Genomic DNA, 14,277 nt, shown 5'->3' with positions numbered 1-14,277 from the left:
TCGGCGCTCACGGGTTGAAGGGGCGCAGCAGGTCAGTTCAGCGGTGGCGTCAGGCCGCAGCCCTTGAGGATGATCTGTACCAGGTTACGGCTGGCCTGGACGTAGTCCTCCCTGGTCAACTTCTTGCGGCCGGTCAGGCGGGCGATCTGGCTGGAAAAGTCGGCGTAATGCTGGGTGCTGGCCCACAGCAGGAAGATCAGGTGCACGGGGTCGATCGGGTCCATCTTGCCGGCGGCGATCCAGGCTTCGAATACCGCCGCGCGACCACGGAACCACTGCTGGTAATCCTGTCCAAAATGCTCGGACAGGCACTCGCCGCCGCTGATCACTTCCATGGCGAAGATCTTCGAAGCCAGGGGCTGGCGTCGGGAGAACTCCATCTTGGCTTCGATATAGGTACTCAGCGCCCTGGCCGGATCGTCTTCGACCTTGAGGTCGCTGAAGGCGTTGTCCCACTGCTCCAGAATGCTGCGCATCACCTCGACGTACAGCCCGAGTTTGTTGCTGAAGTAGTAGTGCAGGTTGGCCTTGGGCAAGCCCACCCGCTGCGCGATAGTGTTGATGCTGGTGCCCTTGTAGCCGTGGCGGGCGAATTCCTCGGTGGCAGCGGCGAGTATGGCTTCCTCGTTTTGCTGCCGGATACGGCCGGCGGATTTGGCGGGGCGTGGGGTGTCAACGGTCATGGGCCTTTCCGAACGGGTGCTGATGGGCGCCTGCACTGATACCCCAGCGCCGGCGAGGTGACAAGCGTGGCGAAGAGAAAAACGCCGGGCTCGCGGCGATTTCCGCTATTTAACATCGTTTTTGCACCCTTGTGGGGCGTCGGCCGGCTTGCAAGGCGTTGTTCTCGCCAGGCGGCTCCTAGAGCGCCATCGCTCGGAATGCGCGGTCATTCTCGGTAAAGTCGAGCCGGAAACCTACAATGGCCGGCCCGGTGCCAAGGCCGGTTTTCTACCCCAAGGGTGTTTCATGGCGAGTGCCAACAGCTGGTTGATCCATGGCGCCAGTGCCCTGCTGACTGGGCTGCCGGGCGTAGCCGCCCGCCATGCTGGTCCGGATATCCGTATCGTCGATGGCCGTATCCAGGCCATGGGCCTGTTGCCACCCCGACCTGGCGAGCGGCAGCTCGACGCCCGCGGCTGCGTGATCTACCCGGCCTGGATCAATACGCACCACCACCTGTTCCAGTCATTGCTCAAGGGGGTTCCCGAAGGGCTCGGACACAACCTCGGCGGTTGGCTGGCGGCGGTGCCCCAGCGCTATCGGGGCGCGTTCGATGCGGCGAGCTTCCGCCTGGCGGTGCGCATCGGCCTGACCGAGCTCATGCGTTCGGGCTGCGCCACGGTGGCCGACCATCATTACCTTTACTACCCCGACATGCCTTTTGACGGCGCGGCGATATTGTTCGAGGAGGCCGAACAGCTTGGCCTGCGACTGGTGCTGTGTCGGGGTGGTGCGACCCAGGTTCGCCCGTTCGACGCCCGGGTGCCCCCGGCGCTGCAGCTGGAGTCCCTGGATGCCTACTTGGCGGACGTGCAGCGACTGGTCGGCCGTTATCACCAGCCCGCCGCCGATGCCTGGCGACGGGTGGTGATGGCGCCGACCAGCCCGCCGTATTCGGTGAGCGCCGATGGTTTGCGGGAGACGGCCCGCGCGGCCCGTAGCCTGGGTATTCGCCTGCACAGTCATCTGTCGGAGACCGTCGACTACCTCGACGAGCTGCGCGAACGGCATGGCTGCAGCCCCGTCGAGTTTTGCGCCGCGCATGAGTGGCTGGGTCGCGATGTCTGGTTCGCCCACCTGGTCAAGCTGCTACCCGAAGAAATCCAGCTGCTGGGCAGCACCGGCACCGGTATCGCCCACTGTCCGCAGAGCAACGCCCGGCTCGGCAGCGGCATCGCCGATGTGGTGGCCATGGAGGCCGCGGGCATGGGGATTTCCCTCGGGGTCGATGGCGCGGCGTCCAACGAGGCCTGCGACATGCTCAGTGAAACCCACGCGGCCTGGCTGATGCAGCGGGCCAAGGGCGGCGAAGCGGCCCGGCCGCGCTATGCCGGCGGCAAGGCGGAAGGGGGCGCCCAAGTGTGCGCCGTGGAAGATGTGGTGCGCTGGGGCACGTCCGGTGGCGCCGCGGTGCTGGGCCTGAATGATCTGGGCAGCCTGGAGGTCGGCAAGGCTGCCGATATCGCGCTCTACCGGCTGGATGATCCGCGCTACTTTGGCCTGCACGATGTGGCACTGGGGCCGGTGCTGTGCGCCGGGCGTCCCACGCTAAGGGCGCTGCTGGTGGGGGGGCGCCTGGTGCTTGAGAACGACCGGATTCCTGGCCTCGACCTGGCCGAACTCGGCGCCCAGGCCCGTGAGGCGGTGATCAGCCTGCAGCGCAAGGTCGGTGCTCGCCGTTAACCGAGGCGGCACATAATCCAGGTTGTGCCAGGTGGCTTGGCGGTGGTGCCGGTTGAACGGCGCAAACCCCGGCATGCCGGGGTTTGCGCTCAGGTCGATTCGGTGTTTCAGGCCATACGGTCATAGCCGGTGCGATCGGCACCGCCTTCGGCCAGGCGCACACCGCCGGTACGGTCCGCCCCATCGGCGGCAACACGTACACCGCCGATGCGGTCAGCGCCGTCGGCTGCAATACGCACGCCGCCGGTGCGGTCCGCGCCATCGGCTGCGATACGTGCACCGCCGGTACGGTCGGCGCCGTCGGCGGCAACACGTGCACCGCCAGTACGATCAGCGCCATCGGCTGCGATGGAGATATGGCCGGTCGTTGGGAAGGCTGCGTTATCCGGGGTCGCCATGGCGTGGGCGGCCAGTACGGAGAAGGTCAGGCTGAGGATCAGTTGGCGTTTCATGGCGGTGGCTCCGGGTACTTGTCAGTGGGTATGGAGCTATCCTATCGATTTTAAATCGATTAAAAAGCGCAAATATGCGCTTTAAGCAATCAATTAATTAGATGTTTTTGCTGCGCCATTACCCTGGGTACAGCTGCGCCCGTATTGTCATGCAGGGGTATTTGGGTGGCTCGGCGGGTGCGGCCGTTTGTGCGGGTCGACCCGCAGCGGCACACCCAGTATCGATGAGATCAGGTCAGGCGTTTCCCGGGTGCTGGCCAGGTTGCCGGGGGGGGGGCGAAGGGTGGTGCTCGCATGGAGCAGTCTTCGGCTAATCCAGCAAGGCAAGCGGCGCGGCGTGCAACAGTGTCAATCGGTTGAAACAGAGGGCGTTACCCGCCAGGGGCGCTGGGATCAGGGTTGTAACCTGATCCCGCTGATATGCCACATCACCTCGTCCTCTTCGCCCTTTTGCATGCCCTCGCGCAGGTCGAATCTGCGCACCGCAACAGGCTCGAACTCCAGGCTGAATTCGAGGCTGTCGCCGTCCTCGGTCTCGTCGAAGTCCGGGGCGGTGGCAATGCCCTTGACTGCGCGCAGGGCATATTCCCGGCCGCTGGCCGGATCGATCAGGCGAAAGCTGTCGGGGTGCCCAGGTGGGTAGGTGCCGATACGGGCGCTGCTTTCGCGCTCGTTGTACTCGAGAAACAACTGGGTGCTGTCGGCGCTCTGGCGCACGCGCTTGAGAACCAGCCCCGGGTCGTTGTCGCTGACCTGCCCGACCGGGTAGACCAGGTCGGTCGCCAGGGCGAAGAGCGGGGTGAAGAGCATGCTCAGGGCCAGCAGGCCGCCAGCGAGCGACGGGTGTATGGAAGGCATGGAAAGTCCCGGGGTAAAAAGGTGGTCCGATTTTGGTCGATGGCCCCGGGGCATTCTGCGACCTGCCGCGCAAAGCGGTAAGGCGCGCCGCCCGGGGTAATCAGGCCGGGGTGCCGCCGGTGGCGGCCAGGGCCTCGAGAAAACTCTCCAACACCAGGTGCGGCCGGCGGCCCTTGCGGGTGACGGTAGCCAGGCCCAGGTCATAGTAACGGCTGGCCGGTTTCAGCGACCGCAGGCGGCCCTGCTGCACCCAGAGGCTGGCGTAGTGATCGGGCAGGTAGCCGATATAACGCCCGGTCAGGATCAGGAACGCCATGCCCTCGCGGTCCGAGGCGCTGGCCGTGCAGTTGAGTGCCTGGTAGTGCGCCTGGATCTCCGGCGGCAGGCGAAAGGTCGGGGCGATGGCGTCCTGGCTTTCCAGGCGCTTATCGGCCAATTGCTGATCCTCGACATAGAACAGCGGATGGCCCACCGCGCAGTAGAGCAGCGAGCGTTCGTCGTACAGGGCCTGGTAGTCCAGCCCGGACAGCGCGCTGGCTTGGGGCACCACGCCGACGTGCAGGCGGCCATCCAGTACCCCTTGCTCCACTTCGCTGGGCGGGCTCATGCGGATCTGGATGCGCACCTCCGGCCCGCGCTCCTTGAGACGCGCCAGGGCGTGGGTGATGCGCATGTGCGGCAGGGTCACCAGGTTGTCGGTCAGGCCGATGTTCAGCTCGCCACGCAGGTGCTGGTGCAGGCCGTTGACCTCGGTACGGAAGCTCTCCAGGGCGCCGAGCAGTTGCAGCGCCGAGGCGTAGACCTCGCGGCCTTCTTCGGTCAGGGCGAAGCCTGCGCGGCCGCGTTGACACAGGCGCAGGCCAAGGCGCTGCTCGAGGTCGCTCATCTGCTGGCTGATGGCCGAGCGACCTATCCCCAGCAGGCTCTCCGCCGCGGAAAAGCCGCCACACTCGACCACGGCGCGAAAAATCCGCAGCAGGCGAATGTCGAAGTCGCTGACCTGGGCCAGTGGATCGGGGCGGCGGCCGCTCATTGTTTAGTGGATTCCGATCTGAAGATAATAAAAGTTCTATTTTTTTGACTTTATGCCCATGACACCTTGTTGGCAAGAATCCCGGGAGACGGGACCGACCGGATCTCCCCACGTCGACTATTGCCCTGCCTTGCGAGGTCACCGATGAACATGCCGCAGACCGCCACCCCGTCCCTGGCCAGCCAGCTCAAGCTGGATGCGCACTGGATGCCGTTTTCCGCCAACCGCAGCTTTCAGCGCGACCCGCGGCTGATCGTCGCCGCCGAAGGCAGCTGGCTGATCGACGACCAGGGCCGACGCATCTATGACAGCCTGTCGGGCCTGTGGACCTGCGGTGCCGGTCACTCGCGCAAGGAGATCCAGGAGGCGGTGGCCAAGCAACTGGGCACCCTCGACTATTCCCCGGGTTTCCAATACGGCCATCCCTTGTCGTTTAAACTGGCGGAAAAGATCGTCGATCTGATGCCAGGTGAGTTGAACCATGTGTTCTTCACCGGCTCCGGTTCCGAGTGCGCCGACACCGCGGTGAAAATGGCCCGCGCCTACTGGCGGCTAAAAGGCCAGGCCAGCAAGACCAAGCTGATCGGCCGCGCCCGCGGTTATCACGGGGTCAATATCGCCGGCACCAGCCTCGGTGGTATCAACGGCAATCGCAAGATGTACGGCCAGTTGATGGACGTCGACCACCTGCCGCACACCCTGCAAGCGGGCCTGGCCTTCACCCGCGGCATGGCTGAGACCGGCGGTGTCGAGCTGGCAAACGAGCTGCTCAAGCTGATCGAATTGCACGACGCCTCGAACATCGCCGCGGTGATAGTCGAACCCATGGCCGGTTCCGCTGGCGTACTGGTGCCGCCGGTGGGTTACCTGTCGCGTCTGCGCGAGATCTGCGACCAGCACAATATCCTGCTGATCTTCGATGAGGTGATCACCGCTTTCGGCCGCTTGGGCACCGCCACCGGCGCGGACTATTTCGGCGTGACCCCGGACATCATGAACGTGGCCAAGCAGATCACCAACGGCGCCATCCCCATGGGCGCGGTGATCGCCAGCCGCGAGATCTACCAGACCTTTATGGGCCAGGCGACGCCCGAGTACGCCGTCGAATTCACCCACGGCTACACCTACTCGGCCCATCCGGTGGGTTGCGCCGCGGCGCTGGCGGCGCTGGACCTGCTGGAGAAGGAAAACCTGCTGCAGCAATCCGCCGAATTGGCGCCCCAGTTCGAAAACGCCTTGCACGGCCTCAAGGGCGCCAAACACGTGGTGGATATCCGCAACTGCGGCCTGGCCGGTGCCATCCAGCTGGCCCCGCGCGACGGCGACGCCATAGTGCGGCCGTTCGAGGCGGGCATCGCCCTGTGGAAGGCCGGATTCTATGTGCGCTTCGGCGGCGACACCCTGCAGTTCGGGCCGACCTTCAACGCCAGGATGGAGGACCTGGATCGGGTCTTCAGCGCCGTGGGCGAGACACTGAACCGGCTGGATTGAGGGCACGTTGGGTGGATGAGGCCTTCCCCATCCACCGCCCGACACAATTGCCAGGTGGATAAACAGTACGTCATCCAACCTGGGCCAGACAGAGCATTTTCGACGGCGTAGCGCCGTCCAGCGAATTTGATTAACGGAGTTTCCCATGACCGCCATTACCCACCTGATCGACGGCGAACAGGTTGCCGGCGACGGCCGCCACGCCGAGGTATTCAACCCCGCCACCGGCGCCGTCATCCGCCAGGTGCCGCTGGCCAGCCGCGCCACCGTGCAATTGGCCATAGACGCCGCCAAGGCCGCCTTTCCGGCCTGGCGTAACACCCCGGCGGCCAAGCGTGCCCAGGTGATGTTCCGCTTCAAACAATTGCTGGAGCAGAACGAAGGGCGCATCGCCCAGCTGATCAGCGAAGAGCACGGCAAGACCCTGGAAGACGCCGCCGGCGAGCTCAAGCGCGGCATCGAGAACGTCGAGTTCGCCTGCGCCGCCCCGGAAATCCTCAAGGGCGAGTACAGCCGCAACGTCGGCCCGAACATCGATGCCTGGAGCGACTTCCAGCCCCTGGGCGTGGTGGCCGGCATTACCCCGTTCAACTTCCCGGCCATGGTGCCGTTGTGGATGTACCCGCTGGCCATCGTCTGCGGCAACTGCTTTATCCTCAAGCCGTCCGAACGCGACCCCAGCTCGACCCTGGCGATCGCCCAGCTGCTGCAGGAGGCCGGCCTGCCCAAGGGCGTGCTCAACCTGGTGCACGGCGACAAGGAAGCGGTGGATGCGCTGATCGAGGCGCCGGAAGTGAAGGCCCTGAGCTTCGTCGGCTCCACGCCGATCGCCGAATACATTTACGCCGAGGGCACCCGGCGCGGCAAGCGCGTACAGGCCCTGGGCGGGGCGAAGAACCATGCGGTCTTGATGCCCGACGCGGACCTGGACAATGCGGTCAGCGCGCTGATGGGCGCGGCCTACGGTTCCTGCGGCGAGCGCTGCATGGCCATCTCGGTGGCGGTTTGCGTCGGTGATCAGGTGGCCGATGCCCTGGTGGCCAAGCTGGTGCCGCAGATCAAGGCGTTGAAGATCGGCGCCGGCACCACCTGTGGACTGGACATGGGTCCACTGGTCACCGCTGCCGCCCGTGACAAGGTGGTGGGGTATATCGACGACGGCCTCGCCGCCGGCGCGGACCTGGTGGTGGACGGTCGCGGTTATCGCGTTGCTGGCCATGAGGACGGTTATTTCGTCGGCGGCACCCTGTTCGACCGGGTGACCCCGGCCATGCGTATCTACCAGGAAGAGATCTTCGGCCCGGTGCTGTGCATCGTCCGGGTCGGCAGCCTGGAAGCCGCCATGCAGCTGATCAACGACCACGAATACGGCAACGGCACCTGTATCTTCACCCGCGATGGCGAAGCGGCGCGGCTGTTCTGCGACGAGATCGAAGTGGGCATGGTCGGGGTCAACGTGCCCTTGCCGGTACCGGTGGCCTATCACAGCTTCGGCGGTTGGAAACGCTCGCTGTTCGGCGACCTGCACGCCTATGGCCCGGACGGCGTGCGTTTCTACACCCGACGCAAGGCCATTACCCAGCGCTGGCCCCAACGGGCCAGCCACGAAGCGTCGCAGTTCGCCTTCCCCAGCCTGTAAACCCAGGTTGGCGTGAAGCAAAAAGGCCCGTCGCGAGGCGGGCCTTTTTTATTGATAACGCGCCAAAGCAGACCTGCTGATCGCACCCACGCGCGCGCGCGTCCGCAGAGCCACGTCGGCGCCTTGCCATCACCGGCACGACGCTGGAGCGCCACAGGCTGTATTCCCACGCAGAGCATGGGAACGATCCCCCAGCCCGTAGGATGGCGTTGAGCGAAGCGATACCCATCAATAATTTCCCACGATCCCACCTGCGAGGGAGCAGCGCTGCGCACCCAGGCTCCCACGCGGACGCACCGCCCTGGCCGCTCCGCGTCCGCAGAGGCAAGTCGGTGCCTTGCCATCACCAGCGCGACGCTGGAGCGCCACAGGCTGCATTCCCACGCAGAGCGTGGGAACAATCAAGGATTGCGGCGGTAAGCACTGAGCGACGTGGAGCGTCCAGGCCCCACTCTCACATTGCGCCGCGTCTGAGAACGGCCCAACCCGTAGGATGGCGTTGAGCGAAGCGATACCCATCAGACTTACCTGCAGACAACCCGCCGTCATAACCTATTCACGAACTGCAAAGACTGGGCATCAACAGCCTTCCTAGAATTTCCCTGGCGCGGGGATGGTCAAGGGCTCGGTATTCGCTCTTGCTGTTTTTTCAATAAAACCCGGTCGTGGTTTTCAATTGGTCTGCGAAGTTATAGATTTCATCCAGCGAGCTGATGGGGTGACGAGTTTCGATCTTGTCTTTATCAAATATGCCAATATACTTCTGTGCCCGGTTGAAGTGGAGGCGGCAAATGGGCTTGCGGTTGTTGTCATCCAGCAGTATTCCGAAATAACTTTGAGTGTCTCGTTGAATAATTCGTTTTGCATCCACAACGGAGCGGACAATCGCTTTTACGATGTGATACCCCTCCACTTCTTCAATGGTTGTAATTATCTTGTCGTCTGTGATTTCACTCGTCTCCTCGGCCGTAGGCTCGTTGGGCGTTGCCGCGATGGTGTTGTAACTTGGCTTGATTGCTCCGCTCATTGCGGATTTCAAACGTTCGTTGATTTGATCGTTCAAGAATTGCGATACCGCCTTACGAGTGAGCTCCGAGAAAAGGTCGCGTACTTTTTGTGTGAGCATTCCGTCATAAACACGGGATGCGAAAAACTTTACAAATTCATCGTTGGGTTTGGTGAATTGTAATGCCAGTTCTTTCTTTATTTGGCTGACGTATTTCAGTTCTCCAGCGGCGTTGACTATGGATTCAACGTCGAATGCCAACTTGGTCAGTTTTACCAGTTCAGGTACCGCATGTTCGTCGATATCCAGCAAATCCAGTTCTAGAAATGGCTTTTCATCCATTTTGTTGGGTGCGTCAAGATCGGTGAAGAATTTATAGACTTGGCCGTTGGTCAATATTGAAATGCGTGCGTTAGTAACGTGGAAGTAACGAAACAGCTGTGAGGCGTTGTTGATGTTCAACGGTTCGCCGATTTTCTTGCACTCAATCAAGATTTGAATTTCGCCGTTTTTTAGTATGGCATAGTCAATTTTCTCCCCTTTTTTAGTGCCTATATCGCAGATAAATTCTGGCGTCACTTCGTTTGGGTCGAATACATCATAACCGAGGACAGTGTTGATAAATGGCATTACGAAAGCTATTTTTGTTGCTTCCTCTGTTTTTATCGAAAGGGCCTGTTGGCGAATCTTGTTTGAGAGGCTGTTTAATTTGTCAATAATTTCCATTTTAACTCCCGGCCCGGAGGCCTGCATCCTTAACGGAGGAATATTATTTTCTTGTTATTTGACCCCTTTCGATTGCGCACATACAGCGCCTTGCCGCCCGTTGCGCTGGTGCTATGGGAGTCGAGTTCGAAGCGTTGGGGGTGGGTTTTTATCAGGTCGCTGAGCTTTTTGTGGCCATACAGGCGCGGGTCGAAGCCGGGACGAAGTTTGTTGATATTCGAACCCAGTGAGCCGAGGTGAACCCAGTCATTTTCGTCCATCAAGTCATCTATCACCTTGGCGATAAAATCCACCGGTGCCTTGGCCTTTTTTTGGCCCGGCGCAGGGAGGGATTTATCAACGAATTTGGCTTCCCCCGGTGTTTTGACGGGGCTGACGGTGGCGACCTTCTCGACGCCGACAGGAGTCTCCCTGGGGGCGATGGATACTTCGTTGCTCGCTGGCGACGGGGCACGCAGGATTTCCGTATAGATAAACTTGTCGCAGGCCGAGACAAAGGGCGAGGGTGTCTTCTCTTCGCCGAAGCCATAGACGATCAGCCCCTCTTCGCGCAGGCGGGCGGCCAGGCGGGTGAAGTCGCTGTCGCTGGAGACCAGGCAAAAACCGTCGAAGCGACGGGTATACAGCAGGTCCATGGCATCGATGATCAGTGCGCCGTCGGTGGCGCTCTTGCCCTTGGTGTAGGCGAATTGCTGAATGGGCTGGATGGAGAAATCCAGCAGTACTTTTTTCCAGCCTCCCAGGTTGGGCTGGGTCCAGTCGCCGTAGATGCGCTTGACGCTGGCCACGCCGAATTTGGCAATTTCCTCGAACAAACCTTCTACGATCGCAGCCTGGGCATTGTCGGCGTCGATCAGCACGGCCAGACGCTTCTGCGCCTCGTCTGGGATCTGACGCAGCGCATAAGGCGCGGAGCTTTTTTCACTATCCATGGCTCTTCCTTGATGCAGGCATGCCTGACGATAGCTGGTTAATGGCTTAGCGCTATTAGTTTTAGCACGAAGAAAGTAGCAGCACGACTGGGTTCCTGCCGGAGCGGGAGTGACTGGACATCACTGTATCGGCCGCCACCTCGTCATGCCCGCGCAGGCGGGCATCCAGGGGCGAGGGGTTGGCATGCGGGGCATCCCTTGGTAAGCGGATCAGCGGCGAGTAGATTTGGCCGCGAGAGGCGGCGCATCCCGGCTGGGCGCTCTCGACACGCCGACGTCCGCTAGGCCGCCCACTTGGAGGCGGCCGCATCTTATCCCGCGTCTACAGGCACGCGCGTTACTGGAACGGCGCGCTGCACTGGGCGCAGTACAGATACTTCTCGCTGCCATCGGGATAGACCAGCAGCCCCGCCCGATAGCGCTGCAAACGCCAGTTCGCCTGGCTGCCATCGGCGAACTGCAGGGTGCCGCTGGCCTGGCAGGCGGACCAGTCGACGATATGGCGGTAATCGTAGTGGTCGATTTGTTGGGCGCCGGCAAAGTACTGCCGGGCGTCGGCCTCCGACACTTCGAACCCGGTACAGTCCTCGTCGCCCTGGTCGACCTTTTCAGCCGCTTGCGACACGCTGAGCGCGCTGATTGCCGGCAGATCCAGTGGGCGCAGGGTGGGTGTCAGGCCGTCATCCGTGGCATGGGTGCAGGCGGACAGGCTTGCCAGCAAAAAACCGATTCGCGACAGTTTTACCATTGTGCCGAGGCCGCCTCCGTTGAGTTTTTTCGTGAGACCGTGGGATGGCGGAACACCTCGGCCTGGGGCACACCCAGGGTGCTGCGCAGTTCTCCCACCAGCCATTGCAGCGAGTCATTCTGCTTGGCGGTCACCGTCTCGTAGACGGCTTCGGCGTTGGGGGTCGCGGGGTTGGAAATGGCTTTGCCGACCAGTTCGATACCGATGCTGTCGGCGTTGGCCGGAAAGCGCGCGGGGGACGATTTTTGCATCTCCCGGGTGTTTTCCGCCGTGGGGCTGAATGTCTCGAGTGCCTTGAGCTCAACCGGGGTGCAGCGGCTTTCCAGCACGCAACGGGCCTTGAGTTTGCCCACGTGCCAAGTCGTTTGGTAGAGGGAAGCCGTTTGGTAGATCACGCCTTCTTTATCGATTAAAAAGTGCGCACCGTTGGCGCCGCTGTTCTGGTAGCTGCTGAGCGAGGACTGGGCGGTGTAGCTGTCGGTTTGATGGACGATGATGCCGTTGACATGCTGCATCGTGCCGCGATGGATATTGGGGCTGATGGCGCCGATGACACGGGGATGCAGCACCTTGCCGGTAGTAGGATCGATATTGAGCATCTGTACTTCCCTTATGTACGTCCGCCGTTCACACCAGTGACCTGTACGGTGAACGGGTGAATTGCGCTCGGTGTGGCGCGACTTGCCGCGCCGCGCACCAGCGTCTGCTTCCGACCCTCACGCTAGCATGCTTGTTGCGTGGCTCCGTGACGGAGTGCGGATAATGTGCATGACATCACTCGACGTGCGGGTCGCCTTGGCCTCGTCGCTGCCGTTGGCAGGGATGCTGCGCAGCCCGCGGTCCTTGAAAGGGCAGGAGCGACCTGTGGGGTAGCGGATTTTCGCCACTGCCCGTCACTGGCGCCGAGGTTGGTACGGCCACGCGATGCCTACAGCGGCTTGACCGGCACGCAGAGCAGGCAGCTGAAGGCGCCGCTGACCGGGTCCATGACAAAGTCCACCGGGTAGATTTCCAGGTTGGGTTTGTCGTCCGCTTGCCAGGGACTGTTGGCCAGCCAGTCGCCGTACAGATGCATCCAGGCGGCATGGATATCGGTGGCGGTGCCGCTGAAGTGGGCACAGGCGTACCGTCCGCCAGGGTGGGTCTGCACGCCGATCTCGCCCTGGGCCTTGAACTCCTCGTCTACCACCACGCAACAGTCGTAGCGGCACTTGTCCGGCGCGGTGATCGCGGGGTTGTCCAGGGACAGGCCGTACATGGTCCGGCGTGGCTCCATCAGGCCATGGGCCGCGCACCAAGCGGCGAAACGCCCCCAGGTCTGGGTGATATCGGGGCTGCCGTAAGGGCCGGTGTAGCGCAGATAGGCAAGGCGTTGCGGGGCCAGGGTCTGGATCTCGATGTGCATGGTAAGTCCTCGTTTTGTGGCCACGGGTCCGCTGGGCCAGTGCCGAGGATTGTCGCGAAACGCCGCGGCGGCGGCTTGATGTGCCTTGTGCAGGCCTTGATGAATCTTGCTCAACGCGGCCTGCTGCTGGGCGACCCAGTCGCGCCAACCACCCCGGCGCCAGGCCGTGGGAGTCATGGCGAAGTGCGCCTTGAAGGTCCGGCTAAATACCTCGGCCGAGGCGAACCCCAGCTCCAGTGCCACCTGCAGCGCCGGTAACGGCGGCGATTGCAGCAGGCGCTGGGCGGCCGCTTCCAGCCGGCGTCGACGGACGCAGTCGGCCAGGGTTTCGCCGGTCATGGCCTGGAACACACGATGGAAGTGCCAGGGGGAAAAGTGCGCGACCGCCGCCAGGGTATTGAGGTCCAGCGCGTCGGCCAGGTGCGTGTCGATATGGTCCATCACCCGGTTGATACGGGCGATATAGGCCTGGCGAGGGTTGGGCAATTTGTCTGGGGTTGCGCTCCCGGTCATCGTGGAACCTCGGGGGGAGAGGTAGCCGGGGTAACGGCGATAACCATCATGGGTGAGTCCTGGCTACGAACGGGGACCAGATAGTGCGAACAAATGGCGATAAAAGCCATCCTGTTCCCCATGACCGGCCGAGGGTGTGTTTGGCGAGGGCTCCCGTGTCCTGTAGGGACCCTCAATGCGGCTCGACTCCGTGGCCGATCAGCGTTGCAGCAGGCTTTTATCCGGTTGCTCCGGGTTGTAATAGACGGTGACCACCTTGCCCACCGGATATTGGGCCAGCGTGCTTTCGGCCGATGAGCGACTGGAATAGCTGTGGGTGCTGCTGTTGAGGGAGATTCGGTGACCGGTGTAGTGCATGCCCTTGACCTCGTACTGGTAACGCGCCTTCACTTCGTAACGGGTCTCGGTGCGGCGCAGGCCGTTGTCGTTGCTACGGGTGTTGGTATGGCTCTCCACGCGGATGCCGTTGATCGTACCGTTGACCGAGGGCCAGTTCTTGGCGGCGCGGTACTCCATATATTGGTTCCAGCCCACGAGGGCGAAGAAGACACATGCCCCCGCCTTCAACAGCGTTTTCACGTGGTCCATGGCTTGTGATTCCTGTGCCATCTAACTGCCCATGTTCGGGCGAGTGCGCACGAGCAGGCCAGCACGCCGTACGGCGGACCTGGCGAGCTGGTGGCTGAGAAAGGGGAGGCGCGCGCTTGGCAATTCCAGCGTGGCTCAGACCTTGCGGACGAACTCGGACTTCAGCTTCATCGCGCCGATGCCGTCGATCTTGCAATCGATATCATGGTCGCCGTCGCACAGGCGGATGCCCTTGACCTTGGTGCCGACCTTGACCACCAGCGAGCTGCCCTTGACCTTGAGGTCCTTGATCACGGTGACGGTGTCGCCATCCTGCAAAACATTGCCCACCGCGTCCTTGATCACCGTATCGCCGTCCACGGCACTGTCGGCCGCGGCAGTGGCCGACCACTCATGGGCGCACTCCGGGCACACCAGCATCTCGCCGTCTTGGTAGCTGTATTCGGAGTTGCAGGTGGGGCAGGGCGGCAAGGTGCTCAC

Annotated in this window: 14 protein-coding genes; 3 read left to right on the top strand and 11 right to left on the bottom strand. The window is 62.4% G+C overall.

The window, feature by feature from the left end; genetic code table 11:
* Nucleotides 1-32 precede the first annotated feature (32 nt).
* Nucleotides 33-683, bottom strand: coding sequence for a TetR/AcrR family transcriptional regulator (locus ABWY06_RS11615; RefSeq protein WP_353925724.1), 651 nt, complete (start codon nucleotides 681-683; stop codon nucleotides 33-35).
* Nucleotides 684-969: 286 nt separating this feature from the next.
* Between ABWY06_RS11615 and ABWY06_RS11610 the strand changes: the two genes are divergently transcribed.
* Nucleotides 970-2,406, top strand: coding sequence for an amidohydrolase family protein (locus ABWY06_RS11610; RefSeq protein ID WP_353925723.1), 1,437 nt, complete (start codon nucleotides 970-972; stop codon nucleotides 2,404-2,406).
* Nucleotides 2,407-2,513: 107 nt separating this feature from the next.
* On the opposite strand, the gene ABWY06_RS11605 is transcribed toward ABWY06_RS11610, so the two are convergent.
* From ABWY06_RS11605 to ABWY06_RS11595, 3 genes are all read right to left on the bottom strand, one after another.
* A complete protein-coding gene (locus ABWY06_RS11605; protein ID WP_353925722.1) occupies nucleotides 2,514-2,858 on the bottom strand; it encodes a hypothetical protein in 345 nt (114 codons plus the stop codon).
* Between the two features lie 393 nt (nucleotides 2,859-3,251).
* Nucleotides 3,252-3,716 (bottom strand): hypothetical protein, encoded by a 465-nt coding sequence (locus ABWY06_RS11600; protein WP_353925721.1) that lies wholly within the window; start codon nucleotides 3,714-3,716, stop codon nucleotides 3,252-3,254.
* A 100-nt stretch (nucleotides 3,717-3,816) separates the two neighbouring features.
* A complete protein-coding gene (locus ABWY06_RS11595) occupies nucleotides 3,817-4,749 on the bottom strand; it encodes a LysR family transcriptional regulator (RefSeq protein WP_353925720.1) in 933 nt (310 codons plus the stop codon).
* Nucleotides 4,750-4,893: 144 nt separating this feature from the next.
* Between ABWY06_RS11595 and aptA the strand changes: the two genes are divergently transcribed.
* Nucleotides 4,894-6,240, top strand: coding sequence for an omega-aminotransferase AptA (gene aptA, locus ABWY06_RS11590; protein WP_353925719.1), 1,347 nt, complete (start codon nucleotides 4,894-4,896; stop codon nucleotides 6,238-6,240).
* Nucleotides 6,241-6,385: 145 nt separating this feature from the next.
* Complete coding sequence (locus tag ABWY06_RS11585) at nucleotides 6,386-7,879, top strand: CoA-acylating methylmalonate-semialdehyde dehydrogenase (RefSeq protein WP_353925718.1); 1,494 nt, start codon at nucleotides 6,386-6,388, stop codon at nucleotides 7,877-7,879.
* A 649-nt stretch (nucleotides 7,880-8,528) separates the two neighbouring features.
* Here ABWY06_RS11585 and ABWY06_RS11580 read toward each other — a convergent pair.
* The 7 genes from ABWY06_RS11580 to ABWY06_RS11550 form a co-directional block, all read right to left on the bottom strand.
* On the bottom strand, nucleotides 8,529-9,611 hold the full coding sequence (locus ABWY06_RS11580; protein ID WP_353925717.1) for a type I restriction endonuclease: 1,083 nt from the start codon (nucleotides 9,609-9,611) through the stop codon (nucleotides 8,529-8,531).
* 29 nt (nucleotides 9,612-9,640) lie between these two features.
* Nucleotides 9,641-10,543 (bottom strand): NYN domain-containing protein, encoded by a 903-nt coding sequence (locus tag ABWY06_RS11575; RefSeq protein ID WP_353925716.1) that lies wholly within the window; start codon nucleotides 10,541-10,543, stop codon nucleotides 9,641-9,643.
* Nucleotides 10,544-10,880: 337 nt separating this feature from the next.
* Nucleotides 10,881-11,291, bottom strand: coding sequence for a hypothetical protein (locus ABWY06_RS11570; protein WP_353925715.1), 411 nt, complete (start codon nucleotides 11,289-11,291; stop codon nucleotides 10,881-10,883).
* Complete coding sequence (locus ABWY06_RS11565; protein ID WP_353925714.1) at nucleotides 11,285-11,890, bottom strand: peptidoglycan recognition protein family protein; 606 nt, start codon at nucleotides 11,888-11,890, stop codon at nucleotides 11,285-11,287. Before ABWY06_RS11565 ends, ABWY06_RS11570 begins: the two co-directional genes overlap by 7 nt.
* A gap of 329 nt (nucleotides 11,891-12,219) precedes the next feature.
* The gene (locus tag ABWY06_RS11560; RefSeq protein ID WP_353925713.1) at nucleotides 12,220-13,209 is read right to left on the bottom strand and encodes an AraC family transcriptional regulator; all 990 of its coding nucleotides are present in this window, start codon (nucleotides 13,207-13,209) and stop codon (nucleotides 12,220-12,222) included.
* A 198-nt stretch (nucleotides 13,210-13,407) separates the two neighbouring features.
* Nucleotides 13,408-13,797 carry a DUF3592 domain-containing protein gene (locus tag ABWY06_RS11555; RefSeq protein ID WP_353925712.1) on the bottom strand — a complete coding sequence of 130 codons (390 nt, stop codon included), beginning with the start codon at nucleotides 13,795-13,797 and terminating at the stop codon, nucleotides 13,408-13,410.
* Nucleotides 13,798-13,932: 135 nt separating this feature from the next.
* Nucleotides 13,933-14,277 carry a zinc ribbon domain-containing protein YjdM gene (locus ABWY06_RS11550; RefSeq protein ID WP_353925711.1) on the bottom strand — a complete coding sequence of 115 codons (345 nt, stop codon included), beginning with the start codon at nucleotides 14,275-14,277 and terminating at the stop codon, nucleotides 13,933-13,935.

This window comes from Pseudomonas sp. (assembly GCF_040514055.1).
GTDB lineage: Bacteria > Pseudomonadota > Gammaproteobacteria > Pseudomonadales > Pseudomonadaceae > Aquipseudomonas.
This window is presented reverse-complemented; position numbering and strand designations above follow the sequence as displayed.

What these genes read in the sequence shown, in the direction of transcription:
- ABWY06_RS11610 (WP_353925723.1), top strand. Translation starts at nt 970, where the DNA reads ATGGCGAGTGCCAACAGCTGGTTGATCCATGGCGCCAGTGCCCTGCTG.
- ABWY06_RS11605 (WP_353925722.1), bottom strand. Translation starts at nt 2,858, where the DNA reads ATGAAACGCCAACTGATCCTCAGCCTGACCTTCTCCGTACTGGCCGCC.
- aptA (WP_353925719.1), top strand. Translation starts at nt 4,894, where the DNA reads ATGAACATGCCGCAGACCGCCACCCCGTCCCTGGCCAGCCAGCTCAAG.
- ABWY06_RS11555 (WP_353925712.1), bottom strand. Translation starts at nt 13,797, where the DNA reads ATGGACCACGTGAAAACGCTGTTGAAGGCGGGGGCATGTGTCTTCTTC.
- ABWY06_RS11595 (WP_353925720.1), bottom strand. Translation starts at nt 4,749, where the DNA reads ATGAGCGGCCGCCGCCCCGATCCACTGGCCCAGGTCAGCGACTTCGAC.
- ABWY06_RS11570 (WP_353925715.1), bottom strand. Translation starts at nt 11,291, where the DNA reads ATGGTAAAACTGTCGCGAATCGGTTTTTTGCTGGCAAGCCTGTCCGCC.
- ABWY06_RS11580 (WP_353925717.1), bottom strand. Translation starts at nt 9,611, where the DNA reads ATGGAAATTATTGACAAATTAAACAGCCTCTCAAACAAGATTCGCCAA.
- ABWY06_RS11585 (WP_353925718.1), top strand. Translation starts at nt 6,386, where the DNA reads ATGACCGCCATTACCCACCTGATCGACGGCGAACAGGTTGCCGGCGAC.
- ABWY06_RS11565 (WP_353925714.1), bottom strand. Translation starts at nt 11,890, where the DNA reads ATGCTCAATATCGATCCTACTACCGGCAAGGTGCTGCATCCCCGTGTC.
- ABWY06_RS11575 (WP_353925716.1), bottom strand. Translation starts at nt 10,543, where the DNA reads ATGGATAGTGAAAAAAGCTCCGCGCCTTATGCGCTGCGTCAGATCCCA.
- ABWY06_RS11560 (WP_353925713.1), bottom strand. Translation starts at nt 13,209, where the DNA reads ATGACCGGGAGCGCAACCCCAGACAAATTGCCCAACCCTCGCCAGGCC.
- ABWY06_RS11615 (WP_353925724.1), bottom strand. Translation starts at nt 683, where the DNA reads ATGACCGTTGACACCCCACGCCCCGCCAAATCCGCCGGCCGTATCCGG.
- ABWY06_RS11600 (WP_353925721.1), bottom strand. Translation starts at nt 3,716, where the DNA reads ATGCCTTCCATACACCCGTCGCTCGCTGGCGGCCTGCTGGCCCTGAGC.